At 38.2% G+C, this 23159-nt stretch carries 38 protein-coding genes and 2 tRNA genes; 36 read left to right on the plus strand and 4 right to left on the minus strand.

Annotated features, from left to right (window positions below):
- Nucleotides 1-8: 8 nt before the first annotated feature.
- From IPZ59_RS14495 to IPZ59_RS14650, 33 genes are all read left to right on the plus strand, one after another.
- Nucleotides 9-275, plus strand: coding sequence for a hypothetical protein (locus IPZ59_RS14495; protein ID WP_236136765.1), 267 nt, complete (start codon nucleotides 9-11; stop codon nucleotides 273-275).
- Nucleotides 276-287: 12 nt separating this feature from the next.
- Nucleotides 288-539, plus strand: a complete 252-nt coding sequence (locus tag IPZ59_RS14500) for a hypothetical protein (protein ID WP_236136766.1) — start codon at nucleotides 288-290, stop codon at nucleotides 537-539.
- Nucleotides 540-683: 144 nt separating this feature from the next.
- Nucleotides 684-1061 carry a hypothetical protein gene (locus tag IPZ59_RS14505; protein WP_236136767.1) on the plus strand — a complete coding sequence of 126 codons (378 nt, stop codon included), beginning with the start codon at nucleotides 684-686 and terminating at the stop codon, nucleotides 1059-1061.
- Nucleotides 1054-1551, plus strand: a complete 498-nt coding sequence (locus IPZ59_RS14510; protein ID WP_236136768.1) for a hypothetical protein — start codon at nucleotides 1054-1056, stop codon at nucleotides 1549-1551. Before IPZ59_RS14505 ends, IPZ59_RS14510 begins: the two co-directional genes overlap by 8 nt.
- Nucleotides 1552-1557: 6 nt before the next feature.
- Nucleotides 1558-1827: a hypothetical protein gene (locus tag IPZ59_RS14515; protein ID WP_236136769.1), complete on the plus strand. Its 270-nt coding sequence runs from the start codon at nucleotides 1558-1560 to the stop codon at nucleotides 1825-1827.
- The gene (locus tag IPZ59_RS14520; RefSeq protein ID WP_236136770.1) at nucleotides 1827-2060 is read left to right on the plus strand and encodes a hypothetical protein; all 234 of its coding nucleotides are present in this window, start codon (nucleotides 1827-1829) and stop codon (nucleotides 2058-2060) included. Before IPZ59_RS14515 ends, IPZ59_RS14520 begins: the two co-directional genes overlap by 1 nt.
- Nucleotides 2044-2601: a hypothetical protein gene (locus IPZ59_RS14525; RefSeq protein ID WP_236136771.1), complete on the plus strand. Its 558-nt coding sequence runs from the start codon at nucleotides 2044-2046 to the stop codon at nucleotides 2599-2601. Before IPZ59_RS14520 ends, IPZ59_RS14525 begins: the two co-directional genes overlap by 17 nt.
- Nucleotides 2579-2824, plus strand: a complete 246-nt coding sequence (locus IPZ59_RS14530; protein WP_236136772.1) for a hypothetical protein — start codon at nucleotides 2579-2581, stop codon at nucleotides 2822-2824. The genes IPZ59_RS14525 and IPZ59_RS14530 overlap by 23 nt, the downstream gene beginning before the upstream one ends.
- A 43-nt stretch (nucleotides 2825-2867) precedes the next feature.
- Nucleotides 2868-3260, plus strand: coding sequence for a hypothetical protein (locus tag IPZ59_RS14535; RefSeq protein WP_236136773.1), 393 nt, complete (start codon nucleotides 2868-2870; stop codon nucleotides 3258-3260).
- Nucleotides 3257-3814 (plus strand): hypothetical protein, encoded by a 558-nt coding sequence (locus IPZ59_RS14540; protein ID WP_236136774.1) that lies wholly within the window; start codon nucleotides 3257-3259, stop codon nucleotides 3812-3814. Before IPZ59_RS14535 ends, IPZ59_RS14540 begins: the two co-directional genes overlap by 4 nt.
- A 106-nt stretch (nucleotides 3815-3920) precedes the next feature.
- A complete protein-coding gene (locus IPZ59_RS14545; protein ID WP_236136775.1) occupies nucleotides 3921-4223 on the plus strand; it encodes a helix-turn-helix transcriptional regulator in 303 nt (100 codons plus the stop codon).
- Nucleotides 4220-4684 carry a DUF4494 family protein gene (locus tag IPZ59_RS14550; RefSeq protein WP_236136776.1) on the plus strand — a complete coding sequence of 155 codons (465 nt, stop codon included), beginning with the start codon at nucleotides 4220-4222 and terminating at the stop codon, nucleotides 4682-4684. The genes IPZ59_RS14545 and IPZ59_RS14550 overlap by 4 nt, the downstream gene beginning before the upstream one ends.
- A gap of 249 nt (nucleotides 4685-4933) precedes the next feature.
- A tRNA-OTHER gene (locus tag IPZ59_RS14555) sits at nucleotides 4934-5014 on the plus strand.
- Between the two features lie 269 nt (nucleotides 5015-5283).
- Nucleotides 5284-5655, plus strand: a complete 372-nt coding sequence (locus tag IPZ59_RS14560; protein ID WP_236136777.1) for a hypothetical protein — start codon at nucleotides 5284-5286, stop codon at nucleotides 5653-5655.
- A 42-nt stretch (nucleotides 5656-5697) separates the two neighbouring features.
- Nucleotides 5698-6144 (plus strand): hypothetical protein, encoded by a 447-nt coding sequence (locus IPZ59_RS14565; protein ID WP_236136778.1) that lies wholly within the window; start codon nucleotides 5698-5700, stop codon nucleotides 6142-6144.
- A 75-nt stretch (nucleotides 6145-6219) separates the two neighbouring features.
- Entirely contained in the window at nucleotides 6220-6711 is a 492-nt protein-coding gene (locus IPZ59_RS14570; RefSeq protein WP_236136779.1) for a siphovirus Gp157 family protein, read from the plus strand.
- A gap of 53 nt (nucleotides 6712-6764) precedes the next feature.
- Nucleotides 6765-7193 (plus strand): hypothetical protein, encoded by a 429-nt coding sequence (locus IPZ59_RS14575; RefSeq protein ID WP_236136780.1) that lies wholly within the window; start codon nucleotides 6765-6767, stop codon nucleotides 7191-7193.
- A gap of 31 nt (nucleotides 7194-7224) precedes the next feature.
- A complete protein-coding gene (locus IPZ59_RS14580) occupies nucleotides 7225-7479 on the plus strand; it encodes a hypothetical protein (RefSeq protein WP_236136781.1) in 255 nt (84 codons plus the stop codon).
- Complete coding sequence (locus tag IPZ59_RS14585) at nucleotides 7476-7847, plus strand: hypothetical protein (protein WP_236136782.1); 372 nt, start codon at nucleotides 7476-7478, stop codon at nucleotides 7845-7847. Before IPZ59_RS14580 ends, IPZ59_RS14585 begins: the two co-directional genes overlap by 4 nt.
- Nucleotides 7840-8289 (plus strand): PRTRC system protein E, encoded by a 450-nt coding sequence (locus IPZ59_RS14590; protein WP_236136783.1) that lies wholly within the window; start codon nucleotides 7840-7842, stop codon nucleotides 8287-8289. The genes IPZ59_RS14585 and IPZ59_RS14590 overlap by 8 nt, the downstream gene beginning before the upstream one ends.
- Nucleotides 8286-9521: a hypothetical protein gene (locus IPZ59_RS14595; protein WP_236136784.1), complete on the plus strand. Its 1236-nt coding sequence runs from the start codon at nucleotides 8286-8288 to the stop codon at nucleotides 9519-9521. Before IPZ59_RS14590 ends, IPZ59_RS14595 begins: the two co-directional genes overlap by 4 nt.
- A 3-nt stretch (nucleotides 9522-9524) precedes the next feature.
- Nucleotides 9525-9725, plus strand: a complete 201-nt coding sequence (locus IPZ59_RS14600; protein ID WP_236136785.1) for a PRTRC system protein C — start codon at nucleotides 9525-9527, stop codon at nucleotides 9723-9725.
- Nucleotides 9726-9746: 21 nt separating this feature from the next.
- Nucleotides 9747-9869 carry a hypothetical protein gene (locus tag IPZ59_RS20275; RefSeq protein WP_262912216.1) on the plus strand — a complete coding sequence of 41 codons (123 nt, stop codon included), beginning with the start codon at nucleotides 9747-9749 and terminating at the stop codon, nucleotides 9867-9869.
- 62 nt (nucleotides 9870-9931) lie between these two features.
- Nucleotides 9932-11074, plus strand: coding sequence for a hypothetical protein (locus tag IPZ59_RS14605; protein ID WP_236136786.1), 1143 nt, complete (start codon nucleotides 9932-9934; stop codon nucleotides 11072-11074).
- Nucleotides 11053-11757, plus strand: coding sequence for a prokaryotic E2 ligase family D protein (locus IPZ59_RS14610; RefSeq protein WP_236136787.1), 705 nt, complete (start codon nucleotides 11053-11055; stop codon nucleotides 11755-11757). Before IPZ59_RS14605 ends, IPZ59_RS14610 begins: the two co-directional genes overlap by 22 nt.
- Nucleotides 11745-12473, plus strand: a complete 729-nt coding sequence (locus IPZ59_RS14615) for a PRTRC system ThiF family protein (protein ID WP_236136788.1) — start codon at nucleotides 11745-11747, stop codon at nucleotides 12471-12473. The genes IPZ59_RS14610 and IPZ59_RS14615 overlap by 13 nt, the downstream gene beginning before the upstream one ends.
- Nucleotides 12449-12787 carry a hypothetical protein gene (locus tag IPZ59_RS14620; RefSeq protein WP_236136789.1) on the plus strand — a complete coding sequence of 113 codons (339 nt, stop codon included), beginning with the start codon at nucleotides 12449-12451 and terminating at the stop codon, nucleotides 12785-12787. Before IPZ59_RS14615 ends, IPZ59_RS14620 begins: the two co-directional genes overlap by 25 nt.
- A 15-nt stretch (nucleotides 12788-12802) precedes the next feature.
- Nucleotides 12803-13000 (plus strand): hypothetical protein, encoded by a 198-nt coding sequence (locus IPZ59_RS14625; protein ID WP_236136790.1) that lies wholly within the window; start codon nucleotides 12803-12805, stop codon nucleotides 12998-13000.
- A gap of 48 nt (nucleotides 13001-13048) precedes the next feature.
- A complete protein-coding gene (locus IPZ59_RS14630) occupies nucleotides 13049-13918 on the plus strand; it encodes a hypothetical protein (protein WP_236136791.1) in 870 nt (289 codons plus the stop codon).
- A 190-nt stretch (nucleotides 13919-14108) separates the two neighbouring features.
- On the plus strand, nucleotides 14109-15017 hold the full coding sequence (locus IPZ59_RS14635) for a hypothetical protein (RefSeq protein WP_236136792.1): 909 nt from the start codon (nucleotides 14109-14111) through the stop codon (nucleotides 15015-15017).
- A 69-nt stretch (nucleotides 15018-15086) separates the two neighbouring features.
- Nucleotides 15087-15833 carry an AAA family ATPase gene (locus IPZ59_RS14640; RefSeq protein WP_236136793.1) on the plus strand — a complete coding sequence of 249 codons (747 nt, stop codon included), beginning with the start codon at nucleotides 15087-15089 and terminating at the stop codon, nucleotides 15831-15833.
- Between the two features lie 59 nt (nucleotides 15834-15892).
- Nucleotides 15893-16759, plus strand: a complete 867-nt coding sequence (locus tag IPZ59_RS14645; protein WP_236136794.1) for a DUF932 domain-containing protein — start codon at nucleotides 15893-15895, stop codon at nucleotides 16757-16759.
- Nucleotides 16760-16808: 49 nt separating this feature from the next.
- Nucleotides 16809-17060, plus strand: a complete 252-nt coding sequence (locus IPZ59_RS14650) for a hypothetical protein (protein ID WP_236136795.1) — start codon at nucleotides 16809-16811, stop codon at nucleotides 17058-17060.
- Here the strand turns inward: IPZ59_RS14650 and IPZ59_RS14655 are convergent.
- The 3 genes from IPZ59_RS14655 to IPZ59_RS14665 form a co-directional block, all read right to left on the minus strand.
- The gene (locus tag IPZ59_RS14655; RefSeq protein ID WP_236136796.1) at nucleotides 17057-17452 is read right to left on the minus strand and encodes a helix-turn-helix domain-containing protein; all 396 of its coding nucleotides are present in this window, start codon (nucleotides 17450-17452) and stop codon (nucleotides 17057-17059) included. The two genes, IPZ59_RS14650 and IPZ59_RS14655, sit on opposite strands and share 4 nt — an antisense overlap.
- Nucleotides 17453-17524: 72 nt before the next feature.
- Entirely contained in the window at nucleotides 17525-18790 is a 1266-nt protein-coding gene (locus IPZ59_RS14660) for a tyrosine-type recombinase/integrase (protein WP_236136797.1), read from the minus strand.
- A 360-nt stretch (nucleotides 18791-19150) separates the two neighbouring features.
- Nucleotides 19151-19239: transfer RNA gene (locus IPZ59_RS14665), tRNA-Ser, on the minus strand.
- A 370-nt stretch (nucleotides 19240-19609) separates the two neighbouring features.
- Between IPZ59_RS14665 and IPZ59_RS14670 the strand changes: the two genes are divergently transcribed.
- From IPZ59_RS14670 to IPZ59_RS14680, 3 genes are all read left to right on the plus strand, one after another.
- Nucleotides 19610-19900, plus strand: a complete 291-nt coding sequence (locus tag IPZ59_RS14670) for a hypothetical protein (protein WP_236136798.1) — start codon at nucleotides 19610-19612, stop codon at nucleotides 19898-19900.
- 103 nt (nucleotides 19901-20003) lie between these two features.
- Nucleotides 20004-21314: a PAS domain-containing protein gene (locus tag IPZ59_RS14675; protein ID WP_236136799.1), complete on the plus strand. Its 1311-nt coding sequence runs from the start codon at nucleotides 20004-20006 to the stop codon at nucleotides 21312-21314.
- A gap of 60 nt (nucleotides 21315-21374) precedes the next feature.
- Nucleotides 21375-21800, plus strand: a complete 426-nt coding sequence (locus tag IPZ59_RS14680; RefSeq protein ID WP_394800714.1) for a LytR/AlgR family response regulator transcription factor — start codon at nucleotides 21375-21377, stop codon at nucleotides 21798-21800.
- 107 nt (nucleotides 21801-21907) lie between these two features.
- On the opposite strand, the gene IPZ59_RS14685 is transcribed toward IPZ59_RS14680, so the two are convergent.
- Nucleotides 21908-23122, minus strand: coding sequence for an S-adenosylmethionine:tRNA ribosyltransferase-isomerase (locus tag IPZ59_RS14685; protein WP_236136800.1), 1215 nt, complete (start codon nucleotides 23120-23122; stop codon nucleotides 21908-21910).
- Between the last annotated feature and the right edge of the window lie 37 nt (nucleotides 23123-23159).

Here is a 23159-nt window from a genome sequence, read left to right on the forward strand (position 1 = left end):
TGAAAACTATGATAGTACGCTTTAAAGTAATTACATGGCAGCAGGTTGAAGTTCCTGAACATCTGAAAGAGAAAGCCATGGAGCTAATCCGATCCAGAGAAGCTGATGAAGAGAATAAGCTTGAGATAAAGCTTGGTGTTGACCTTCGTTCCGATATGGATGAATATGCTGAGCCCTTGTCTTTGTCTGACAATGGGGATTATTCAACGGTAGAGGTATTGGAGGGTGATAAGATAGTTTACCGTAACGGTGAAGCTAATTACTGGGATAAATAACTTAAAAACAATATGAGAAAATCAATCATTAGCCTGACAGTTTTGGCCCTGAGTATGGGGCTTTTTGCATGTGAGAAAGAGACTCCTTGCAACCATCCTGACCTTGTAAATTCCAGAGAAGCGGCAAGAAAATGCGGACTTGGAGATATCAATGCGTGCCAGGAGTATTTGGAGTCATTTAATAGCCGTCATGTAACGCAAGAAAATCTTCGAAGATGTGGGTTTATTGTGCCTTTTGAAGGTGCATTGACAAGTCCTGAGTAAGATGTGCAAAGCCTGCTACCATGAAATGTAGCGGGCAACTGCTTTTTATATCACTAAAAGTTAGAATAAATAAACATATAATCTATGTATAAACTACAACAGTTACTTACACTTGAAGGGACAGGGGAGAAAGTCTCCGGTCCAATGAGCCCAGTCCTTGCAGCCAAACAGTTGGCAAGAGAGTTGGGAATCAAGTTTTCTGGACTTGTAAGAGTCCTGTTCGATGACCCTGAAACAAACCAGCACATTGAGGAAGGTAGACCGACAGGTTATGATACACTTGTAATGGTCAGTCGGTTCAACAACGGAGATATGTACTTAATGTTCGTTGATATTGGTACAGGAATAGTTCCTGCATATCTGTTCCAGTACGAACAGGATGAAGAGATTACTGATTCAGCGGCTTACGGCATAGAGAAATTTGCGCTTTCAATAAGCAAAGAACAGGCGAAGGAAATATTTGACAAAATTAAAGAGTCAAATATTGCTTATGCTAATGGATTGGAGGTAGAGCATGGATAATTATAAAGATCAGGTCGCTGCAATCAGGGAGAAAATCATTTCAGACATCATTGCTATGGCAGAGGAGAAATCCTTTGTCCATACTTTATGTGCTGATATTGGCCCTTATCTAAGATTCAATGGTGTTTTGTCTCCTGATTTCATAGGGGTTACTAAAGAAGGTAAGGTGTATAATGCTGATCAACATGATTATGAATTAGATGTCTTTTCAACAGAAGAGCTCATTGAAATACTTGATTTATGCAGTGATGAAAAAAGTTCTCCTCAGCAGTTTGAAATTGGTCAGGACTATGAATTTGATTTCATTGAAAGTGTAGCCTCAAATGTTGGCCTTAACTTAAATTGTGAAGGTCAGGATATAGGAAAAGAGACTGTAAGGCTTTTCGATGATGAAGGAGAATGCATCCTGTTCATTTTCACAGGAGCTACCGGCACTAAGTACTTATACACCTGCATTTACAATGATTTCACCGAACCTAAATTCCCCTAAAAAATAATGGAGAAAAGTAAAACAGACCTTCGTCTTGAAATTCTATTCAAGCTAAAATGCAGGATCAGTGGTCATAACTCCATTACTCATGAGTCAGGTGTTGAAATAGCACATTACGAGATTGAGACATTGACAGAGGAAAACTTCCTGAAGATAATCAACCACATTCTTCCATTGAAAAAGGAGAAATGTAAAACCTGTGTTAGTTACAGTGTTAAAGGGAAAAAGTTTATCTGCAAAGATTGTGGCCACGAAGCAGAAGTACTTAAAGCGTAATGGAAAAGTGGGAAATCATAGACAGCGAAGGCGTTCTTTATTCGGGTAAAGAATGGGAAATGGATACAGCATGGGATGTCCTCACCTCAGGTGATGCGGCATCCTATGTTGCCAAAATGAAAGCCAAAGATGAAGAGCTTGAGGAAGATAATCTTCTTGAAACATTTGAGAAATGGAACTGCGATTGGGCAGGAGATTTAAAACTTATAAAAGTATATGCAAAACACAGCTGAATTAAAGAGATTTCCTGAATACAGGGTAGGGAAAAACATTCCCGCTGGCCACATGCCATACAGTGCAGAGATAATGGTCGAAGCATACGGGAAAAGATTTGTCCATTATGTAGAAGTAAGTGCCGGATCACGGAAGTCTGCAGGAAAGAAACTCACTCTGATCCAATATGAGCTGAGAGATTACATTCTTTCCAGTAGGCTTGAGGATTTGATGAAGAGCAACCAGTTTATGGTAATGGACTTTGAGGAAATCTCATTGGATGAAATGAGGCTGGCCAACAAAGAAGAAGTCCATAGAAGGGTAATTGCCCTTAAAAAGTCTGGCCTGATGTGGAACAGAATAAATTTGAACTTCCATCACCTGGCATTTCCTGATCTTAACATTGAATTCGATTGGATTGTCAAAAGTCCTTCGTCTGAATTCTATTCAAGAATTGAGGAAATCAGATTGATGATCGAAAGGGAAATGAATGCCTCCCTGAACAGACAAAAAGTGGAACACACCTTAAAAAAAGCAAATGAACAAAGGTCAGATAATTGAACAATCGGCAGAGCTGAAAAATGTTGACTGCGCAAGACCCATCGGATGGGACAAAGAAGTAAGAGAATTAGGTATTGATCCTTTCTGGTTCGTGTTTGATTACAGTTCCGGATCAGGGAAACCTGTAAACATTCTTGAAAACTATGTAGAAATTCTTCGCAAACAGGTTGAAGATCTTGTGGAAGAGAATATCGAATTAAAAACTAAGCTGAGAAAAAATTGATCACCAAGGCTCCGTGAAATCGGGGCCATAACTTTATTGAATTATGGCAGAAATGGCAGAAGCCCTTATCGATGGATGGTTTGACTTCGATACAGGAGAATATACTGGAATGGACTTAGGATTCCCCTTTTCAAGACAAAACAAAGTCCAACAAAAAAACAGACTACTGAGAAAAAGTGAGCATCCGAGAAAAGAAACCTATTCGCCCAAAGAGTCTTTGTTCGGGATTCTAAAAGTGACTTACATACGGGTACGCAGCAATACCCATGATTTCAGAAGCTGTGAAGTTTGCATCGGGATTGTGAAAAAGTATGTAAGTGAAGAGCTTGGAATAAAGCTCCCGAAAAGAAGGAAAACCCTGTTCTGTGCTGCAAGGATAGAGGAGGATTTCGACAGGTACATGAAATGGTTAAACGCTAATTATTCAAGAAAATGAGACAAGAACAAGCTAAAAGATTATTCAGGTCGCTACTGGCTTATATACACTACCTATATTTCAGATACATAGATATAGAATCAGAGGTGACGTCCTTGCTTATCAAATTTGACAGAAATAAAGAGCATATTTCCTTTTCAAAAAAGATGGTAGATGAAAGTCAGATATATTCTTCCTACCTTAAGGAACAGATGCCAAATCCAAAAGATCAATGGAAGTCATTTGAGAAGGTTTTTGACTATGCTATCAGAAAGTGTGTAGATGTAAATTCCGAATATCAGGCTTCTGAGCTTGAAAAAGATTTGAACGAACTTGGCCTGATGACATCTTATACAGGCATGAAAAAATTCAAAGAAGGTGTTGTATATGCTTATGATCAAGTCGAGGAATACATGAAGTGGAAAGGTCTTAATAGTTACAACTCTATTGGAAACGAAAATGTATATGGTTCTTCTCTTGTTATTGTAAGTTCACCAGATGCAAAGTACTATTTCATTCCTTTGCATAAAACAAATTGGAAGTGCGTCCACCATGAAGACCTTGCACCGTTCTGATTATCAAATTCCTGGGTAAAAGCTCAGGAATTTTTTTTCTTTTTATTATATAACTATTGATTATAAATATAAAATCATGTTATATTTGAGGCATCAAAACGATGATATGAGGAACAAAGATTTAAGGGCTTTAAGAGAGCAGCACAAACTTTCACAGAAGGAATTTGCTGAAAAAATAGGAATATCCCAACCGGCTATAAGTGCAGCCGAGTCCAAACCTGAACAGCTTGTAACTAATAGGGTATATGAGCTTGCGGCAAAGTCTTTTGACTTGTCGCAGTTCAGTGAACCTACAACGGACGATCCGATGAATGTTGAGGTAACAATCAGCATCAGGCCATCGGATGTTGAGAAACTGAAAGGGAGGACAGCAAAAATCGAGTTAAACAAACTATTTACGTTTCTATGATATTTTCAGTAAAGATCAAATACAATGAAGAGACTGCTCATTTTGCAGTTGAAGCTGACAGTTACACTATTGCTGAAGCTATGGCTCACAGAGCTGCTAAAGTAATAGCAAGTGAAATCTATGAGATAGACAGCATTACCAAAACTCAGATCAAAGAGGTTTTGCTTGACTCCCAAAAGGATGAAATAAAGTATTTCAAAGCAAAGGTGAGTTATATGTCTGTAACTGATTCTGGCAAGGTCAAAAAGACCAAAGTTACTATCCTAATCAGTGACAGAAACATTTCAGGAGCTTTCAATTCGTCTATAGATTTCGCGTCAAGCTTTACGGATAGCGCAGAAGTGGTCGGTATTGAGGAAACGGATATGACTGATTTCTTTGACGAGGGTCTTTTGCTCGATCTTGAGCTTGTAGGTCAAGTTAAAGAAATGGCAGACAATATGATGGATGATGTGTTTTAATACGTCTTTTATATCACTAAGTATTTTAAATAATTGATTATGAGATGTGTTTTTAGATTCTATTTATGTCTTGTCCTTCTGTTAGCGGTATTGTTTCTTGCTTTCGGTTGCGGCTCTGGTAAAGTATGCAATGCCTATTCGGGATATCCTCCCAAATCAAAAATGAAGTAGGAGTAAAGGTAGTTTTAATCTGACATATGTAATGGTGACTGAGGGGAGTGTTTTTGGCACTCCCATCTTTAAACAAATGGAGAAGTGCCGCAGAGGTTAGCGGATCGCTGGGAGAAATCATCAAGGCGATAGTCGTGGGTTCGATTCCCATCTTCTCCACTGGTTATTTTGGGTTTATTGTACTAAAGAGCTTTCCCCGTTTCGGGGAAGTTCTTTGAATTATGTTACTGGTTTATTTCAAACCCCTTCGGGGGTTCTATAGCTGTCTGGTCAGCTCCAACAAAACCGACGTTCTTACAAACGACCTATTGAGGGTCACTACGCTTGAAAAGGGGGAAAATTACCCGACATTTGATTTATTACCTGCTTATCCCCTTATTCCTTACGGTTTAAGGGGATTTTCTTTGAAACCAAATTTATAATTATATATGGAAACAATCCACATTGACAAACTGGGCAATCAGTACAAAATTGCTGAAATGACTGACGAGCATCTAAAGAACGCAATCAACGCCATGTTGAACAATGCCAAAGTTCTTGGTGAATTTCTTAAGCAGGACGTTGAAAAAGTGTCTATCATGGACATTGTGCATGGGGTGAATAGAAAACAATTGAGGTCAAATGCAGAGAAAAAAATCAAAGCCATTTACGGAAAGATATCGCCATACATCATGGAGGCAGTATTCAGAGGGATGGACTTTGGTCAGGAACTCAGAATTGCATTTGACAGAACAGAAGTAGGTCCAGTAAAGTCACTGTTACCTATGACCCTCTCTATTGAGGATCTGTTCGAAGGCTAAGCCTTTAATTCAATAAAATATTTACTATCACCCGCAAGAAAAATGTTCAGTTTTGAGATTATCATACGCCCGATGACCACTTATGAGTCGGATAGGAAAGAGCTTTATGCTATTCAGGATATAAATGTATCAAACATTATGGTGATGGCTCCAGACAGCCGCTATCCCATACCATGGATGAACAGACAATATGTCAAATACTGGGTAGGAAAATTCTCTGAATCCAATGAGTCGATAGATGTAAACGGAGTAATGATCATCAAAGTAAAAGGTTTCCCTGTTTATCCCAAACTGATGGGGGATAGCGCAAGAGGGAATAATAGAATATCCATCGCAAAAATCAGAAAATCAAAATCTCATGAACAAAGCAATCAAAATGCCTTTCATGGACGACACAATGTTGGACAGGAGAAATATGGCCATTCAGGAAGTAATAAACCTGACAACGGTAAACGGCCACGATTACCTCAAAAAGTTGGAAGAGTTTAACCGCCAATTTAAGCCGAACAATAGGGTTAGGATTTTATATCACGAAATGTTACAAAACAATTATTAATAAACACTATGGGAAATCTAACATTATTCCAAATCCAGCAAGAATACCTGGAGCTGATGCAGCTTATCGAAGAGAAAGAAGGCGTTCTTGATGAAATCGATATGGCGGCCTTGATGATCAACGAGGAAGAACTTGTTGAAAAGTCAGTAAACTATATCGGAGTTATCCGTTTCTGTGAGTCCGAAATCAAACGAGCAAAAGAAGCAAAAGAACAGATAGACACCTTTATCAAGCGCAAGCAGGCGGTCATTGACAGGCTTTCCCAAAACCTTCTTACTACTGTTAAGCTTGTAGGGCCTTATGAAGCAGGCTTTCACAAGATCGCTACACGTAAGTCCGAAGAAGTGATCATCGAAAAACCCGAACTGATTGCAGAAGAGTTCTTGAATAAGAAAGAAGTGATTACGGTCGATAAGACCAAAATCAAGAAAGCAATCAAAGATGGCAAAGAAGTAAAAGGAGCTTTCATCAACGAGAAACAAAACTTAGCGATTAAGTAAGGCTTTTTTTTGCCTATTAGTATTCATAATAATCATAAAAATAACCAAAGGTTATGAAGGAAATGAAAGTAGATGGAAAGTACACTTTAATCAAAGTAAGCGAAATGCTTGCGTGTACTATAAGTGAAAACATCAGAGTTAACGGTCTTTATGATGGGCGTTTCACTTACCAACCAATCGGTAAAGGAAAGAAGCGCACCTTTTACCTGAATATGCGTGATATGCTTGTTTTAGAGGGTTTTGAACATCCTTTTACGACAGACTTTGAGGCAGTTCAAAAAGGTGAGTCAAAAACCTTTATTGGCAATGGTAAAATCAATCTGGTGGGTAAAGTAGGTATTGAAGAGGTGCGAAAGCACATCGAAGAATACAACCTGAACCCTAATGCATTGCTCAAAGATGTGCTGTATATGGGAGTTCCGGTATTTCCTGAATTATGCCCACAGTATGTGAGGGAAATGGCTGAAAGATCTTTTAACTGATTAATGGGAGGGTAAAACCTCCCTTTAAATTATGACCAGAGAAGAACAGAAGGAATTCCTAAAAAAGTGTATAGAGCGGACACATGAGGAAATGCTCCAGGCATTTGAACACGATCAGGTTCCCGAGGAATGGAACGGAATTGAGCTGCAGCAATGGCTTGCTGATAAGTTTAACTATACGTGTTCTTTCAGAAACTTGAATAAAACACACTCCTTTTCCAACGCCAGGGATAAAAGAAGAAGAGCGTATGAGAATGAAATAAAGACCAAACCAAGATTGATATGATTGAAGGATTTGAAGAAGAAACCTGCGAGCTTTCAGACAGTGAGGTCGAGCTTGCTAAGCAGATAGCAAAAGCCTTTATAGCAAGAGGTGAAGGCCCTCATACAGCGATCAGCAGCACACAAATCATTAAGTTGATGGCTCAGAGAGGGTTTAAAATCACTGGCCCGAGGCTCAGAAAAATGATTCAGTACATCAGGACTAAGCAGCTTGTCAAGTGGTTGGTATCGCCTACTAATGCGGGTTATTTCGTGAGTAAAGACCCTGCAATTATCAAGGCATACACAGAAAGCATGCTTAAAAGAGAAAATTCTATGAAATCGACAAGACTTTCATTCCCACAATTTAACAAAGAAAAACAATATGTTTAAAGCACTCCATTCGATTATGGGGAAGGCTACCATTAGCCTGACCATCGTAAAGACTGCGGACAATGAACTGACCGTTTCCATTGTTCCCAAATCAGAAGGAACCAGTATTGTTCCTGCCATCATTTCAGGCACTCCCGAGGAATTAGATGCTTGTTTTGCAGACTCTATTTCAGGACTTGTTCAGGATACAGAAAATCTAATCCTTAAAAAAGATGCTGCAAGCAAATCTATTAAGGAAGAAAGTAAACAATCCGTAGCAAAGAAATCTACTGCTAAAGAAGCCAAGAAAGAGGAAGCTCCAAAATCAGAGCCTAAGAAAGTAGAAGCTAAAAGCGAAGAGCCAAAAACAGAGCAAAAACCTGTTGAGGACAAGGTACAGGAAGCCCCTGTTACAAAGCAAGAACCTGCACAAATTGACATCTTTGACGACATTTTCGCATGAAAGTAAAAAGACTTAAAGAAGTATTGAATACTATTTCTTCGATCATTAAGACAAGAAATGCAAGTATTCCTGTCTTGGAGAGTATGTACCTGACTCCGGGTAAAGTTATTCTCTCTGATCTTTGCAATTGGATATTGCTTGACTTTCCGCACGAAGTAGAAGGTTTAATTGACTTTGAAAAATTCAAGAAGCTTGTTGCTGCAATGGATCCTGCCGACACGGTAGGGTTCAAGCAGAGCATTGAGAAAAAACACATCTACGTAACCATTAATGGTAAAATAGAAGTGATGTACCCAAGGGAAGAGGAAATGACAAAAGATTTCCCTTTGCAAGAAGAAACCCCCAATGAGCTTTTTCTTGGAGAAATTGATGCCAAAACACGGGCTATGTTGTCAGAAGCTTTATTGTTCTCGAGTAATGATGAATTGAGGCCTGCCATGTGCGGGGTTGCTTATGGGCAGTATATATGTGGTACAGACGCCAATATGCTTTACTTTGAGAAACCTTCGAATCCATGGATTACAGGTTATGAAAGTCTGATTGCAGGCATCAAGAAACAAGAGCCATTTATTCTTACAAAAGAGGCCGTGAAGTTTATCGAAAAGCAAAAAAGCAATGTAGTAGCTTATGCGCTTTACAATAAAGCTGAAAGACTATCTATTGACAAGAAAGAGCCTTTGATTGACTATGCAGCCGGCTATGTGAAGCTTGTGGCCGAGGAAGTGACATTTATAGGTAAATGGGTCTACGAGCGTTATCCTGATTTCCTTAACGTTATTCCTGATGTTGAAAACACAAACCATCTGGAATATGTGATTGACAGGAAACAGTTTGAAAAATCTGTCAAGCTCGCTATCGTTCAGGCCAATCAAGTAACTTATAGGACTGTTTTGGAGCCATCCGAAGATGGAATTACGGTATCCTCAGAGGATCTTGATTATGGCTGGGCTTACAAGAAGAAATTAGCCTGTAAAGTTGAAAGTGTGCATGTTGAAAAACAGCGACTTGTCATTAATACTCTTGAAGACGGTACATCTGTAGAAGAGATCAAAGAAGTACCACCAATGGAGTTTTATAACAGAATAGGCTTTAATGGTAAGTTCCTTCTAAAAGTCATTCAAAGAAGCAAAGATGCATATGTATTTATCCAGTCTCAGGCTCCCAGTAGGGGTGCAATTGTGGATGGAAAGTATTTAATCATGCCAATAATGTTGGATAACCCCGAATATTAAACTATGAAAGTTACCAAGTTAAACAGAGTATTCAAGTTCAAAGACCAAACGCTTGAAGACCCAAACATCAAAATGACAACTGTACAAGTAAAGGATTTTTATTCCAATGAATATCCAGAGCTTGTAAATGCGAACATAACCGAAAAGACAGAGGGAGACACCATCACTGTAACGTTTCAGACAGCGGTGGGAAAGAAAGGTTAAACGCTTAAAACAGGAGGAATTATGAGACTCGTACAGATTACCAAAGAAACATGGGCCGTTTATGAAGGCAGTGTTCAGGTTTTCGTGGGTACACGCGATGAGTGTGTAGAATACCGCAAAGAGGTTATCGAAAGCAGGTATTGAATCAGGGGAGGGGAAACCCTCCCTTTCTTATAATCAACTGACCAAATGAAAGAAAGAAAATTATGGTTGCTCAAAAAAATCAGCCAAGAACTCGAAACAATCCGAGAAGAAGTAAAGACACAAAAAGTCACAGAGGAAATAACAAAAGAACTCGACTCTTTGAACCTTCGCACTTCATCAACCAACGAAGAACGAATGATGCCACCTTCAGAGGAAGTGTTTCTGCTGATCTGATTTTAAGAGAAGAAGAATTTTGGCATTACGAAACCACCTTTGATGAATCCCTTGAAGGAGCTTTAAAAAGTCTTGACATCAACATATTTAATGTTGACAAATACAAGCTGTATAAAGCCATTTACCCCGTCGTGTGCTCCCCTCACTTTGATTTCAACGAAAATGACAGCCTCGAAACAGTCATTCACAAAATCAGTGATATGCTCGGAGAAGATAACGGGAACATGTATATCGATGCATCGGAAAACTGCCTTGTACAATTAGAGACAAGCTACATTGCCGACACCGTATTTGAACTCAATTACGATTGGGCAGATAGCATCATTGAATCTGGGAACAGAAAGCTGGGTTTAGCCATCAAAAACCTGTACAACTTTATCATTGCAAGAAACACTGAAATAGGAATTTACGGGAATCATTTCCAAAACTACTGTTTGGAAGATGAAATTGATATTGATATTGAGGATATCGAGCAACTCGAAGATTACCTATGGGTGAAGTGGATATTCAAACATGTGCAATACCTTACTGAGGATCGTGCTTCGTTTCTTAAAGATAAGAGACTTAAAGTACTAAAATCAAATTTGAGTTCCGGACTCTTCAAAGAAATCGGGATCCATGATGCAGTACAACTGATTATTTCTCTTGATGTAGAACAACACAGGCCTTATTGCTATTCGCCTTGGGTATTTGAAGGAAGGAAAATCATTGACCCACATTTCGAAGATTCCGGCGACAGGCCAATGGAATGGTTTGAGCATATCTTTGTAGGATCAGACCGATTGGAAGGATTTGATAATCTGTTCCACATGTCCAACGATTCTGCTGGTAATTTCGGTCACATGATCTATTACAATGTATTTGGAGATAACTGGTCATACGAATGCAACGACCTAAAGAATTTCATGGCATGTATTGCTACAATCACCTCTAAAATTTACGAACATATATGCAACCTGTCAAAGGAATAATATTTTACCACAACAAAGGCAACTCTATGTCTTATGCAGAAACACATCGCATAAGCTATTCGGAGGAAAAGAAAGCATTTATCGCTGTGGACAAAAGACCAATGAAAATATCAGACCTTGAAATGATCCATGATATTGTTCAGAAGTCAACAACCAGAAAGGAATCCTTTTCTACCTATACCGAAAAAATCCTTGCCGTTGACTGGCTCTCTCTTTACAGGGGAGGGATCAGAAAAGAAACCTTAAAAATGGTATGGTACACCGAACCACAAGCCTTTAAATTCTTCTTCCCAAAAGGATTTGTTCCTGGATCAGGAATGTATAACATGCCTTATTTGGTATGGCATTATATAAAAGGAAAGCTTTCAGTATATGCCACCAAGGAAAAACCTTCTTTATTTAGAAAAACTCAGCTGTTTCATGCTCCACTGCTGAACGTCTATGAAAAAGGCAATGTCTGTATGGGGAGCACCAAGATAGAGTTGTCCAATTCTCAGTTCCTCGATGAAATTGCCTTAGATATCACTAAAGGGTTTTTTATGAGTGAATTCAACCATCTTCATACAACAATATCCATGGGTACATCCTATCAAAGTATGTATGAATACTGTCAAACAAATCCGTTTGACAACGATCACCTGGTACAAATAAACGAAACGCTCGAAAATCTATGCACACTGTAAAAAAATACCTCTTGGAAGATCAGCACGACATAACCGTTGTGCTGATCGGCGCAGGTGGGAGCGGTTCATTTATGCTTTCCAACCTTGCACGAATCAATTACGCCCTTATTAAGATGGGAAGAAAAGGCCTCTATACAATTGTTATGGATCCTGATACCGTGTCCGAATTCAACGTAGGAAGACAATTGTTTTCCCCTTCAGATGTGGGCAGGAACAAGGCAGAAGTATTAGTGGAACGGATCAATAGAGCATACGGCACCTCTTGGGCTCACAGCTCCAAAAAGATTGATGTAAACACTAAGAAAATAGAGGGTAATATCATCATTACCTGTGTTGACAATGTAAAAGCACGAAAGCAGGTAAAAAAAGTATTCGGTCAAAAAATTGATGAAATCTATTTCAAAAACCATTATTGGCTTGATATGGGCAACGATAAAGATTTTGGACAGGTAATCCTTTCAGACTTGAAAGAGCTTCCAGACATCTTTACGCTGTACCCTAAACTCAAAGACGGTAAAAAAGATGGCCCAAGCTGCTCAATGGCAGAAAGCCTCAACAGGCAAAGCCTGTTCATTAATTCCACCGTGACACAATTTGCATCAGTTATTCTGTTTGATTTACTGACTAAAGCTCAAATTGAAAACCATGGAGTGTTCCTGAACTTAAATAGCATGCAAACAAAACCAATGAAATGCATACCTACAAAGCAATCATGACGACAAACGACCTGTTTGTTATCATCAAAGAACTGAGCAAAGAGCTTGAAATAATCAAGTTTAGACGTATAGGCAAACCAGAAACCTTCATAGGGCATGTGTTGGTGACTTTCAAAATTAAGGAAGGTGGCGACTTCGGAACCATACTGCAGATCGCATTGACCAGAGATTTTGAAATATTATACAAGGAAGAAAAGAAAGACTTCTTCGAAAATATCAAAAAATCATCCTCAGACACATTTATTATCCAAGGAGATGAAAATCAGCCAAAAGTTGTGCTTAATCTTGACAAAATTTATAACTTTGTTTTATAAAAATAAATAAAGGTTATGGCTAAAAACGATTTTACAGTAAATTGGACGGCAGCAATTTCTGCCGATACAAGGGCGGAAGCTGCTGAAATAGCGGCTTCCGTACTACAAGATCAGCTTGAAAACATTATCGAGCTGCAAATTGACGGCTTTACTGCAACTCTGCATGGAGGTTTCGTTCAGGATGATGAACGGGAGACTATCGAAGAGTTTTAAGGGAAGTCTTTTATATCACTAAAGATTAAACAAAATCAATTATTCATTATGGCCAATGTAAGATTTACCTGCGAAGAAAAGAAAGGACCGAAAAGCTGTGATGCTCCTAAGGGGGAGTTTTCACTTGGAAATATCACAGGCGTTATGTGTGAAAGATGTTTCGGTGTTGTTTCTTATACCGTACACAAAGAAGAAAAAGAGTCCAAACCAAAAAAGACTGCCAAAGCAAGTACACCTAAAGCGGCTAAAGCTGTCGTAAATGAAGTACATGAACCTGTTGAAACAGGATTTGATCCTGTTGAGCAAACAGAAACAGTTGAAGCTGTTGAGGCTGTAGAAGTTGAAACAGTTCAGCAAGAGCCTGTAAAAGCAGAAAGTAAATCCTCCATATCAAGAGTTGAAGAATTACTCAAAGAAGGAAAAACTACTGTTGAAATAATCAAGCACTTAAAGACTGAGTTTGGTATGACCAGCCGTGAGGCATCTGACTTCTACCGCATAAACTTCTATGAGAAGCAGAAGCAGGAAGAAGAAGCAAACGATGTTGAAGAAGCTCCTGTGGTTCCTGCTCCTCTCCCTGAAAAAGAAGCAAAAGAACGTGAAGCATCCGCTGTAAAACCTCCAGTAGTAACAACTCAAATCGAAACAAAATCAGAGCCACAAGAAAGAGATTTCACGATCGTGGGTATTGATTTAAACGATGAAGACACTTCTTACGGTGTGCACCTGGTAACAGAACACGGTATCGAGTTTGTGTTCAAACACAAAGTTGCTCCTGAGAAATACGAACAAGGGAAAAATCATGCAAGTCTACTTGTAGGCTCTTTCTTCTGCTTAAGTTTCACTAAACAAAACGAAGACGGAATACCATTGGATCCAGTCTTTCTACGCTTTAAGAAAGCAACGGCTACGACCTGATTATTTTTGAAAAATAATATACCATAAAGGTATATTTATTCAAATAATTCATAATTTTACAGCTGTTGAACTCCTTCTCGGGGTGTTCGCAGTTGTTAAATGTTTGGTCAGGAAGCCGATGCTGAAAAGTATCGGCTTTTTCTATTTATCCATGTATTAAAATTTCAATTCAAATTAATTTCCAATCTCTATGCAAGTATCTGCAGCAAGAAAATCAACCGAAGGAGGAGAAGGCTCCTTAAAGAAGTTCACGGGTGTGGCTTCATTGTATGTTAAATCGTTCAACCCTTCAAAAGCCGAGCTTGAAGCTATGGGCATGAAGGCTGATCAAGAACCTGTTTACCTGTTGAAAGATGAAAACGGTAAAGTTACAGGTGTACGTTTTGCTTTTCTATTGGAAGGCAAAAATGGTGACGATCTGATTAGATCTACTGTCAATCTTTTTATCAGAAGAGAGTTGATGGAATCCAAAAAAGAAGGTCAAGAGTCCAAGTTCAATTACATCGACAAGTTCGGTAAAACAAGTTTTGAGTTTCCCTCTGCTGTGGCTTCCGGTAATCTTTCTGCCAATTGGCTTGAAAGAGACGGCTTAAGAAAAGCCTGCAAAGGTGAGGGCGAGGTGATAGACTTTGTTAGATGCTACCTGAACCATGGAGCAAAAGACGAGTGCTATTTTACCAAGGATGATTTCGACAAAATGTTTGCCGGCAATTTCACTGACTTCCGTAAGAATGTGATCAAACCAGGTCAAGAATTTGACAATCGTGTAAAGGTATTATTGTGCATCCGTCAAAAGGATGGCAAAGAGTATCAGGATGTTTACAACCGTAAGTTCGAAAGAGCTTGGGCAATGGACTTTGGCTACTTGCACAAAAGCTTATTAAGAAATAAGCAGAATGATTTCTTCTATGGTCCAATCGGTGAAACGTATGCTGTCTCAGACTTTGAACTCAGAGAGTATACAGGTCAACAAAATGCTGCTGCTTCTGCTTATGCCGGTGCCGGTCATGCTGCTATGGCTGAAAATCCTTTGGCTGCTGCTGCTGTTGACATTTTCGGTGGCGGTGGAGCTGCTGCAGATGATGATCTGCCGTTCTAAATCTTTTCGGGGTCTGCATACTGCAGGCCCTTTTTATCCTTTAAGCAATCCAAAACATTTAAATAACCTATGAATTTACTTACTCTTATTGTAGGACAGCCGTCCACAGGAAAAACCACTTCTTTGAGAAACCTTGGTAAAGATGCCATTATCATCAATTGCGAACGCAAGGAATTGCCTTTCCTTTCCAATGGTGCAGTAAATTACCCACTCGGTAAAAGGGCTGCAACACCTGGAACCGAAACAAAACCTGCTATCCCTGCCATGTCGGCAAAAGAACATATGTATTTTGTTCTTGATCAGGTAAATGCATCAGACAAGTTCAAGTATGTCATTATTGACTCGTTCTCTGCTTATGCAGATATGATCATGGCTGAGTCCAAAGCCAAGTACAAAGGCTGGGATATAATGACCAACTACAATACGGCCGTTTATGACTTCTTTGAGAAGTTGAAAGAACTCAAAAACAAATTCATATTTGTGATTTCACACGTAGAGTATTTGAGTGATGCCGATGGAAACACGGTGATCAGAACAAAGGTCAAAGGAAAGGAATGGGAGGGTCTGGTTGAGAAAGAGGCTACCTGCGTACTGTATTCAAGGTTCCAGAAAAAAGAAAGCGGTAATGGAGTTTTCTATCAGTTTGTAACCAATTCCGATGGATACCTTCCGGGGAAAACACCTATGAACATGTTTGATACCGAAACCCAGCTGTACGTGGACAATGACTTGAAAATGATCATTGACAGGTACAGGGAGTTTTACAAGCTTGATGAAAACCTCAAGAAAATTGTAGATGTGTCTGCAATGGTCTAAAAGACTAAGCCCCTCTTCGGAGGGGTTTTTTATTACTAAACGTTAATCAATTCAATTGTATGGCAAGAATAATAAGACCGATCACAACTGAGCTCAACTGGGAAGTAGAGTCAGGAAAACTTTACAATGCTAAAGGCCAGGCGTTAAAAGATTACAAACTCCTGACACGATCCGATAACGGAGGACTGCTCAACGTATGCAAGAAAACCTATACGCCCACCACCAATGACAAATTCAAAGAGACCGTAAACCAGATGCAAAAAGTGACTGGATACGACTTTGCAGGGTTCAGTGAAATGGGGGCAGGAAGAAAAATTCTCGCATACCTTAAAGCGGAAAAAAGGAAAATCGCAGGATTTGACTTTGACAATTACATGGTCATAGGCAATAGCCATGACTATTCCACAGGCTTCTTTATTGCAACTTCCAAGGAAATGCTCAGATGCGAGAACCAGTTTTCAAGAATGTACAAGGGAAGTATGTTTTCCATACCCCATACCATTTCTGTTTCCGAAAGGATTGACGAGCTCGTGATGCGCTTTGAATCCTTCATGGAGCATGAACGGAAGATGGAACGCAAGTTTGAAATCTGGAAGGAAATCGACATTGACCAGAGTTTAAGGGAAATGATGGTCGAGCGTGTACTTGCCGTGGAAATGGGAGAAGTGGAATCACTTCCCAAAGTCACCCAGAGAAGGATTGATGCCCTGCAGCATTCCATTGATAGGGAGACAAGAGACATAGGCCAAAACCTTTTCGGATTGTTTAACGGCGTTACACATTATACTACGCACGTTTACAATCAAAGGGAGTCGGTCTTTGGAAATATCTTTGGCAGAACTTCAGAAATGAACAACATCGCTTACAGCATGTCTTGTTCTATCGAAGAAGGAACCATTGAAAATGTTGAATTGCCCGTTAACTAAGACGGGCAATTTTTCTTACCTTTAAAACCTGATTAAACAAATGACGATTGTGGGAGATTCCAAATTTCTTGGTTCCGTTTTCCATTATATGGAGAAGGGATTTGAGTTCCAGGTTACATTCAGCTGTAAAGAAATAACAGATGAAGACCTTGGAATAAAGTTAGCCAAAGTAGAAAATATAAAAGTAAAAGACAGCTCGGGAGAGGATAGAAGCTTTATGGTTGATATGGAAAAAGTGCATAATGAATGCATGGAAAGAGCTATAAAAATCATATCTATACACACTCCTCCCAAGATTTAAAATAATGAATTTGACCGCCTCCTTCCTGCAGTTATAGTAAGGGGTGCGGTCTTTTCTTCAAAAGACACTTCATTGCCATTTTCAAGCAATGCAAGTATATCAGCTTTGGAATAATAGACACGATTGTTGATCTTACGGCTTTTGATGCCTTTCTCTGTGCGTAACCTATATAGAGTCATACGCGAAACAGAAAGCATTTTGCATGCCTCAGAAGTCGTGCAGTATTCACTGCTATCATTTTTTTTGGAAACAGCGTCTTTTACTGCGTAAACGACGTCATATTTGATATTATGAGGAAGTCCCGAAAGAAGCTGACTGATATGGAGCAAAGTGCTATCCACCCTGTCAAGCCTCTTTGAGACTTCTTCAATCTTTCTTTCAAGGTTACTCATTAATGTTATTGCGTTTGGTCATGCAATTATACATTGAAATGAAAATATAACCAAGAGTTATAAATATAAATATTAATTATTAAAAAGATTGTTGTCTGAGCTGGCTATGATTTTACTTCGTTCAAGGATCTTTTCCATCGCATTCTTGTCCACGTAATTTTTTTCTGTGGTAGTAATAGAGCTATGGCCAAGAAGCTGTGAAGCAGTTTCAAGTCCTGCAAGCTTGGTGATAAGATTACCAAATGTTTTCCTTGCTGCATGGGAAGAGATTGAGAAGTCAAGCTCCATGTCATTGTATTCAAAAAGGAATTTGATTTTTTCGTTGTAGGTCTTCATGGATTGAACAGCAAATACTGGATCATTGATTTCTTTCATGACCTTATTTCGTTTGCCTTGCAACCTGGTTTTCATAAAGTTCTTATTGACAATATCAAGAACCTTTGGGAATACAGGAACAGTAATTTCACCCTTGGTTTTTGATCTAACATACCGAATAAAAAGAGTGCCTTCTATGTCCATGATTTGGGACATCGTAAACTTTGTCATATCTGTAAACGCCATGCCAGTTAAACACATAAAAATAAAAGTATCTTTCACAATTTCATGTGTAGGATTAGGCAGCTTAAATTCAAGCAATGACCTGAACTGATCCTCTGTAAGGTATTCTTTATTGGTTTTTGGTTCGGGAAGATTTTTATAGTGATCAACAGGGTTCTTATTCATCCAGTCATTCCTGATTGCGTAATTGAATACCTGACCAAGATTGCCCATCTTTTTATTAATGGTTACATTTCCATTTCCTACAAGTCCGGATTTAAGGAAGAGTACAAACCTCGTGATAAAAGATGGCTCAATCTCATAAAGGAATATATCCGACTTTTGGAAGTCGCATTTAATAAATTCTTCTATCTGGTTCCTAAGTACCCTGAACTTTTCAGGAAGGTGATGGGTAGCCAAACCGTTTTTTACATCAGCTTCTTTTTCGAAGATAACTTGATTGAACAAATACATAAGAGTGTATTCATCTTTTGCAAGAGAAGACACATTGCTTATGACAAGATCTGGCGAAGGCTTAATGTTCCTGGACACAAGGTCGGCATGTGATTCCCTGAGGCTTTCCATGACTTCGGAAATTTTTTTCCCTATGGCAAGGATAGCGGATGATTTACCTGTAAGCCTTCCGGCTTTAAAGTTTTTTTCAGGAACAGTAAAACCAGTGGAGATTCTTTTTACTCCAAAATCTTTCACCCTGACATTAATATATATAATGACAGAAGGCGGTTGCTGAGTAGTTCTCCTTGCTATAAGAGAAAGACTCAAAGGGTAGAATACAGTCATAAATGTTTGTTTATGTTTAAGATTAACGTGACCAAACGCATCTAACATTAACAAAGATAACAGACTGAAATAATTAACCTAACGTGTGACATTTCTACTGTACACACTGTACACACTTTTGTTTTGCCTACTGTACACACTTTTGTGCACACTCACTGATACGATTTGTTACGAGTTGATACAGTGACCCGAATGGGCTGAACATAAAAAAAGACGGTTTTAAGGCCGTCTTTTAAGATGTAACAGTTAAATGTTTGGTCACGTACACTAAAACTGAAACAAAATTCTGAATTTTCCCTCTTTTATAGTGCTTGAAACTCTTGGGAAAAATGCCCAAAATCCGTTGATTTTAGGCCGTTGCAGAGAGTGGGGGATTCGAACCCCCGGTACGGCATTACCCGTACGACAGTTTAGCAAACTGCTGGTTTAAGCCACTCACCCAACTCTCTTTATCAAAACAAGCTTTGCTGCTTTGTTTGAACAGTGCAAATATAATTCATAAAAATCGGAATAAGCAATCATCAGAACTCCTTTGGTACATAATTTTAACCAATTTGAAGCAGATACTTTCTAAGGGATTGAAATTCAGTTTAAAAATTTTACAGGAAATAAGTTGAAAAAATAAGTGCTATTGAGAGTAAATCTACATTTGTGCAAGTGAAATCCTACAAACATTAAGAGGTATTGAACTTATACGGCATATAATAGCAATATAATCAGATAAAAATACCGCTAACAGGGTATTTTTTAAGCTAATTTACTTTCCTAAATTAGTGTTCGAAAATCGGTAATATCATTCTCTTTTAAACTGTAACAATTATGATAATTCAATCTCTACATGGTGTTTTTTCAATTTCAATAGCTCCCGAAAATGAAGATAAGTTGCTTGTTCGTTCGAATAATATAGATAGTCTTTGCAGATTATTTGATAAAAGAAGGGTAAAATCTATCAACTTCCCATCTCGCGCTTATGGTGTATCAATCTGTAAAGAAGAATTATCAAATGTTTTAATTAAAATGGTAAAGCAGATTGACTATGATGATTTCGATCAATATATGAGTGATCTTGTTTTGGAAAAAGAAAACTTATTTGTCAATATCGTTCAATAAGACTGATTCAATTTAAATTAACCATACTTCTACTCACTTTTATCAATTTAAAAATCTATTTTAGGGACATATATTCTTATCAATTTCAAAGATAATTCTAAGCATGTCCCAATCATCAAGCATAACATCTCATATTCCTGAATTCCTTAACGCATCAAATTCGCTGTTTTCAGTCTTCTTGGATTTTGATGGGCATATTGTTCAAATAGGTCATTTGCTCCGTCAAGTATTTGAAGATACTGATTTTGCTCTTTCCAAAAGATTTTCTTTTGCAGAGCTTATTGATGCAGATGAATTGAAATCCTTTCATGAAATGTTGATGGAGGTTATAGAACGACCTACTATATCTTCTTCATACATTTTTTCTCATAAATATGCGGTAGTAAATTGGGAATTCACAGCTGTAAAAGAGGGAGAAGATTATGTAGGTGTACTAGGTGTAGGTTTTCCCATTTCTACAGCTAAAAATATTACCGAAAGGCCCATCAACCTGGATACTATCAATCAGCAATCCGATGCTTTAATTCGAATCAATCAAAGTTGGGAGATCATTTCAGTAAATGAAATTGCTAAGCCTTATTTCAAATCCCATGAAACATTGGTGGGTCAAAAGATTTGGTACGCTTTTGTACATGAGCAAATCTTTAAGCATGCTCACGAATTTAAGGAGGCTAAAGAGACTAAAATGATGAGAATCTTTGAAGATGTTTTTCCTTCTTTAGGCAAGCACTTGAAGTTTTTTATAATCCCTCAAAAGACATATTTAGATTTGATTATTCAAGATAAAACAGAAATCAATGTGCTTTCTAAGGAATTGATAGAGAAGGATCTGATGGTCCATTCAATTATTGAAAGTATGGAGGAGGCAGTTTTCTTTGTCGGAAGGGATTTGAGGATTTTACAGTTTAATGAAAAGGCCCTTCAGCATGCACGTTCTGACTTTAATAAAAGTTTAAAGGTAGGAGATAAGTTTTTAAATTTTTTAATGGACGGTGTTGATGATCGTTTATTGGGTGAAATCGAAAATATTTTTGAAGGGAAAGAGGTGACTTTTGAACTGGAAGTTCCTAACCATAGAACATCAAACTTGAATTGGTTCGATTTTAAATTCATTCCATTTAAAGATTTTCATGGTAATGTAATTGGATTTATTTACCTCAATAAAAATATCAATTTTGAAAAGAAAAGTATTCAAAAAATCACTCAAAGAAATACCGTATTAAGAGAGGTAGTCTATGATCAAACTTTTCAGATGCGGACGCCACTCTCTTCGATCCTTGGTTTATTAGAGTTGATGGATAAAAGTTTACTAGATAAGGAAAACTTAAAATACCTAAGCTACTTAAAGACTTTGGCAGCTAATCTTGATGAGATCATCAGAACCAATTCAAAAAGAGCAAGTGACTTGGATTGAGTTTTTTTCTTTGCGGCAAATCAAACATTTTTCTTAAACAGCCTGTTGAAATATTGTTTTATGCAAATTAATCGAGCGGAGATGAAAGAATATAGTTTAAATAGCAACGGTAATTCATACAATGAGTATGCTATGGATGAGCCAAATATTTTGGTGAAGGATGCGATTTTTGTGAGACATAAAGGCAACTTAGTAAAAGTGAAATTTTCAGATATTCTTTGGATGAAAGGAGATGGTAATTATACGACTTTGGTAACAAGGCAAGAAGTTTATTCATTGAGAAATATTTTAAAAGAATTGGAAGCAGTGCTTCCAGCCAATGAGTTTATCCGTATTCATAAAAGCTACATTGTTAGACTTGACGAAATAATCTCCATTAATCCAAGGGAATTAACGGTTTCGAAGGATACAGTTCCTGTCGGAAGAACCTACTATCAAAGTTTATTGAATTGTATCAATAAACTTGGATCATCTAATCTTGATTAAAAAGTCTTCTTAAAAGTTTCTCTTCACTCATCTTAACTACCTAATAAAAAAGCAACTCAATTTTTAAATGTTGAGTTGCTCTTTTGTTATGTTTTTTAATTTTTATCTCAAACCTTCCAAAGCAAACTGCTGTCCCCATAACTCAAAAATCTATACTCTTTTGTCAAAGCTTCAGTATAGATTGATCTCCATTGATTGTTGGTAAAAGCAGCGACTAATAAGATAAGGGTGGAAGAAGGCTGATGGAAATTAGTTACTAGTCCGTCACATACTTTAAATTGGTAGCTTGGAAAAATAAAAATCTCAGTTGTTCCTGTGATTTCTTCCAATTCAAATGCATCCATATAATGTAGAATAATCGTAAAAGCTTCTTGCCTTGTCAAGGGTTTTCCTGTATACTCATAGGGGAAGAGCTTTGGGATGGCAAAACTTGCAGATGGATTTTCAGACAAAAGAACTCCATACCAATACAAGGATTCCAATGAACGCATCGAGGTTGTGCCAACAGCAATTATTTCTTGATTATGACTTGCTAAGGCTTCGATTGTCCTATAGTCTACCACCACTTGTTCGCTATGCATCGCATGCTCTTTAACATTGCTTACCTTGATAGGCTGAAAGGTACCAGCAGAAACATGGAGTGTCAAAAATTCCTCTTGTATGCCTTTTCCCTTCAAGGCACTCAATACCTCATCCGTAAAGTGAAGACCTGCTGTAGGTGCAGCAACTGCTCCTTCTTTTTTGGAATAAACCGTCTGATATCGAGGCTTATCTTCCGCAGTAGGTTTCCGGTTAAGATATGGGGGGAGTGGTACTTCTCCAGTAGCTTCTACAATATCTACAAAGGCATGCTCCGTATCCCATTCAAATTGCACTGTTTTTTGACCACGGTCGATTAGAAAAGCAGAAATAATCAGCGATTCATCGCCAATGTTAATTTCACCTTTCAATACTTCTCCATCCTTCCATTTTTTGAGATTTCCAATCATACATTCCCAACTAACAGAATGCTTGGCTTGCATTACTTCATTGATTACTGTACTTGGACCCAATGGTTTGAGCAAAAATAATTCAATCTTTGCACCGGAAGCTCTTTGAAAAATCATTCGGGCAGGTATAACTTTGGTGTTATTAAACACCATCATACTACTACTTGGGATAAATTCTGGTAGTTCATAAAAATGTTGATGGGAAATAATCCCATCTCTGAAATGCAACAATCTGGAATGATCGCGCTTTTCCAGGGGGAATTTAGCAATCCGCTCTTCTGGAAGTGTATAATCGTAATCTGATAGTTTGACTGTTTCTGAAAGTTCAAACATGTGGGTGTGATTCTTGGTTTAAATTAGCTACAAATAT

The organism is Mongoliitalea daihaiensis (assembly GCF_021596945.1).
GTDB lineage: Bacteria > Bacteroidota > Bacteroidia > Cytophagales > Cyclobacteriaceae > Mongoliitalea > Mongoliitalea daihaiensis.

What these genes read in the sequence shown, in the direction of transcription:
- IPZ59_RS14495 (WP_236136765.1), top strand. Translation starts at nt 9, where the DNA reads ATGATAGTACGCTTTAAAGTAATTACATGGCAGCAGGTTGAAGTTCCT.
- IPZ59_RS14500 (WP_236136766.1), top strand. Translation starts at nt 288, where the DNA reads ATGAGAAAATCAATCATTAGCCTGACAGTTTTGGCCCTGAGTATGGGG.
- IPZ59_RS14505 (WP_236136767.1), top strand. Translation starts at nt 684, where the DNA reads ATGAGCCCAGTCCTTGCAGCCAAACAGTTGGCAAGAGAGTTGGGAATC.
- IPZ59_RS14510 (WP_236136768.1), top strand. Translation starts at nt 1,054, where the DNA reads ATGGATAATTATAAAGATCAGGTCGCTGCAATCAGGGAGAAAATCATT.
- IPZ59_RS14515 (WP_236136769.1), top strand. Translation starts at nt 1,558, where the DNA reads ATGGAGAAAAGTAAAACAGACCTTCGTCTTGAAATTCTATTCAAGCTA.
- IPZ59_RS14520 (WP_236136770.1), top strand. Translation starts at nt 1,827, where the DNA reads ATGGAAAAGTGGGAAATCATAGACAGCGAAGGCGTTCTTTATTCGGGT.
- IPZ59_RS14525 (WP_236136771.1), top strand. Translation starts at nt 2,044, where the DNA reads ATGCAAAACACAGCTGAATTAAAGAGATTTCCTGAATACAGGGTAGGG.
- IPZ59_RS14530 (WP_236136772.1), top strand. Translation starts at nt 2,579, where the DNA reads ATGAACAAAGGTCAGATAATTGAACAATCGGCAGAGCTGAAAAATGTT.
- IPZ59_RS14535 (WP_236136773.1), top strand. Translation starts at nt 2,868, where the DNA reads ATGGCAGAAATGGCAGAAGCCCTTATCGATGGATGGTTTGACTTCGAT.
- IPZ59_RS14540 (WP_236136774.1), top strand. Translation starts at nt 3,257, where the DNA reads ATGAGACAAGAACAAGCTAAAAGATTATTCAGGTCGCTACTGGCTTAT.
- IPZ59_RS14545 (WP_236136775.1), top strand. Translation starts at nt 3,921, where the DNA reads ATGAGGAACAAAGATTTAAGGGCTTTAAGAGAGCAGCACAAACTTTCA.
- IPZ59_RS14550 (WP_236136776.1), top strand. Translation starts at nt 4,220, where the DNA reads ATGATATTTTCAGTAAAGATCAAATACAATGAAGAGACTGCTCATTTT.
- IPZ59_RS14560 (WP_236136777.1), top strand. Translation starts at nt 5,284, where the DNA reads ATGGAAACAATCCACATTGACAAACTGGGCAATCAGTACAAAATTGCT.
- IPZ59_RS14565 (WP_236136778.1), top strand. Translation starts at nt 5,698, where the DNA reads ATGTTCAGTTTTGAGATTATCATACGCCCGATGACCACTTATGAGTCG.
- IPZ59_RS14570 (WP_236136779.1), top strand. Translation starts at nt 6,220, where the DNA reads ATGGGAAATCTAACATTATTCCAAATCCAGCAAGAATACCTGGAGCTG.
- IPZ59_RS14575 (WP_236136780.1), top strand. Translation starts at nt 6,765, where the DNA reads ATGAAGGAAATGAAAGTAGATGGAAAGTACACTTTAATCAAAGTAAGC.
- IPZ59_RS14580 (WP_236136781.1), top strand. Translation starts at nt 7,225, where the DNA reads ATGACCAGAGAAGAACAGAAGGAATTCCTAAAAAAGTGTATAGAGCGG.
- IPZ59_RS14585 (WP_236136782.1), top strand. Translation starts at nt 7,476, where the DNA reads ATGATTGAAGGATTTGAAGAAGAAACCTGCGAGCTTTCAGACAGTGAG.
- IPZ59_RS14590 (WP_236136783.1), top strand. Translation starts at nt 7,840, where the DNA reads ATGTTTAAAGCACTCCATTCGATTATGGGGAAGGCTACCATTAGCCTG.
- IPZ59_RS14595 (WP_236136784.1), top strand. Translation starts at nt 8,286, where the DNA reads ATGAAAGTAAAAAGACTTAAAGAAGTATTGAATACTATTTCTTCGATC.
- IPZ59_RS14600 (WP_236136785.1), top strand. Translation starts at nt 9,525, where the DNA reads ATGAAAGTTACCAAGTTAAACAGAGTATTCAAGTTCAAAGACCAAACG.
- IPZ59_RS20275 (WP_262912216.1), top strand. Translation starts at nt 9,747, where the DNA reads ATGAGACTCGTACAGATTACCAAAGAAACATGGGCCGTTTATGAAGGC.
- IPZ59_RS14605 (WP_236136786.1), top strand. Translation starts at nt 9,932, where the DNA reads ATGGTTGCTCAAAAAAATCAGCCAAGAACTCGAAACAATCCGAGAAGA.
- IPZ59_RS14610 (WP_236136787.1), top strand. Translation starts at nt 11,053, where the DNA reads ATGCAACCTGTCAAAGGAATAATATTTTACCACAACAAAGGCAACTCT.
- IPZ59_RS14615 (WP_236136788.1), top strand. Translation starts at nt 11,745, where the DNA reads ATGCACACTGTAAAAAAATACCTCTTGGAAGATCAGCACGACATAACC.
- IPZ59_RS14620 (WP_236136789.1), top strand. Translation starts at nt 12,449, where the DNA reads ATGCATACCTACAAAGCAATCATGACGACAAACGACCTGTTTGTTATC.
- IPZ59_RS14625 (WP_236136790.1), top strand. Translation starts at nt 12,803, where the DNA reads ATGGCTAAAAACGATTTTACAGTAAATTGGACGGCAGCAATTTCTGCC.
- IPZ59_RS14630 (WP_236136791.1), top strand. Translation starts at nt 13,049, where the DNA reads ATGGCCAATGTAAGATTTACCTGCGAAGAAAAGAAAGGACCGAAAAGC.
- IPZ59_RS14635 (WP_236136792.1), top strand. Translation starts at nt 14,109, where the DNA reads ATGCAAGTATCTGCAGCAAGAAAATCAACCGAAGGAGGAGAAGGCTCC.
- IPZ59_RS14640 (WP_236136793.1), top strand. Translation starts at nt 15,087, where the DNA reads ATGAATTTACTTACTCTTATTGTAGGACAGCCGTCCACAGGAAAAACC.
- IPZ59_RS14645 (WP_236136794.1), top strand. Translation starts at nt 15,893, where the DNA reads ATGGCAAGAATAATAAGACCGATCACAACTGAGCTCAACTGGGAAGTA.
- IPZ59_RS14655 (WP_236136796.1), bottom strand. Translation starts at nt 17,452, where the DNA reads ATGAGTAACCTTGAAAGAAAGATTGAAGAAGTCTCAAAGAGGCTTGAC.
- IPZ59_RS14660 (WP_236136797.1), bottom strand. Translation starts at nt 18,790, where the DNA reads ATGACTGTATTCTACCCTTTGAGTCTTTCTCTTATAGCAAGGAGAACT.
- IPZ59_RS14670 (WP_236136798.1), top strand. Translation starts at nt 19,610, where the DNA reads ATGATAATTCAATCTCTACATGGTGTTTTTTCAATTTCAATAGCTCCC.
- IPZ59_RS14675 (WP_236136799.1), top strand. Translation starts at nt 20,004, where the DNA reads ATGTCCCAATCATCAAGCATAACATCTCATATTCCTGAATTCCTTAAC.
- IPZ59_RS14680 (WP_394800714.1), top strand. Translation starts at nt 21,375, where the DNA reads ATGCAAATTAATCGAGCGGAGATGAAAGAATATAGTTTAAATAGCAAC.
- IPZ59_RS14685 (WP_236136800.1), bottom strand. Translation starts at nt 23,122, where the DNA reads ATGTTTGAACTTTCAGAAACAGTCAAACTATCAGATTACGATTATACA.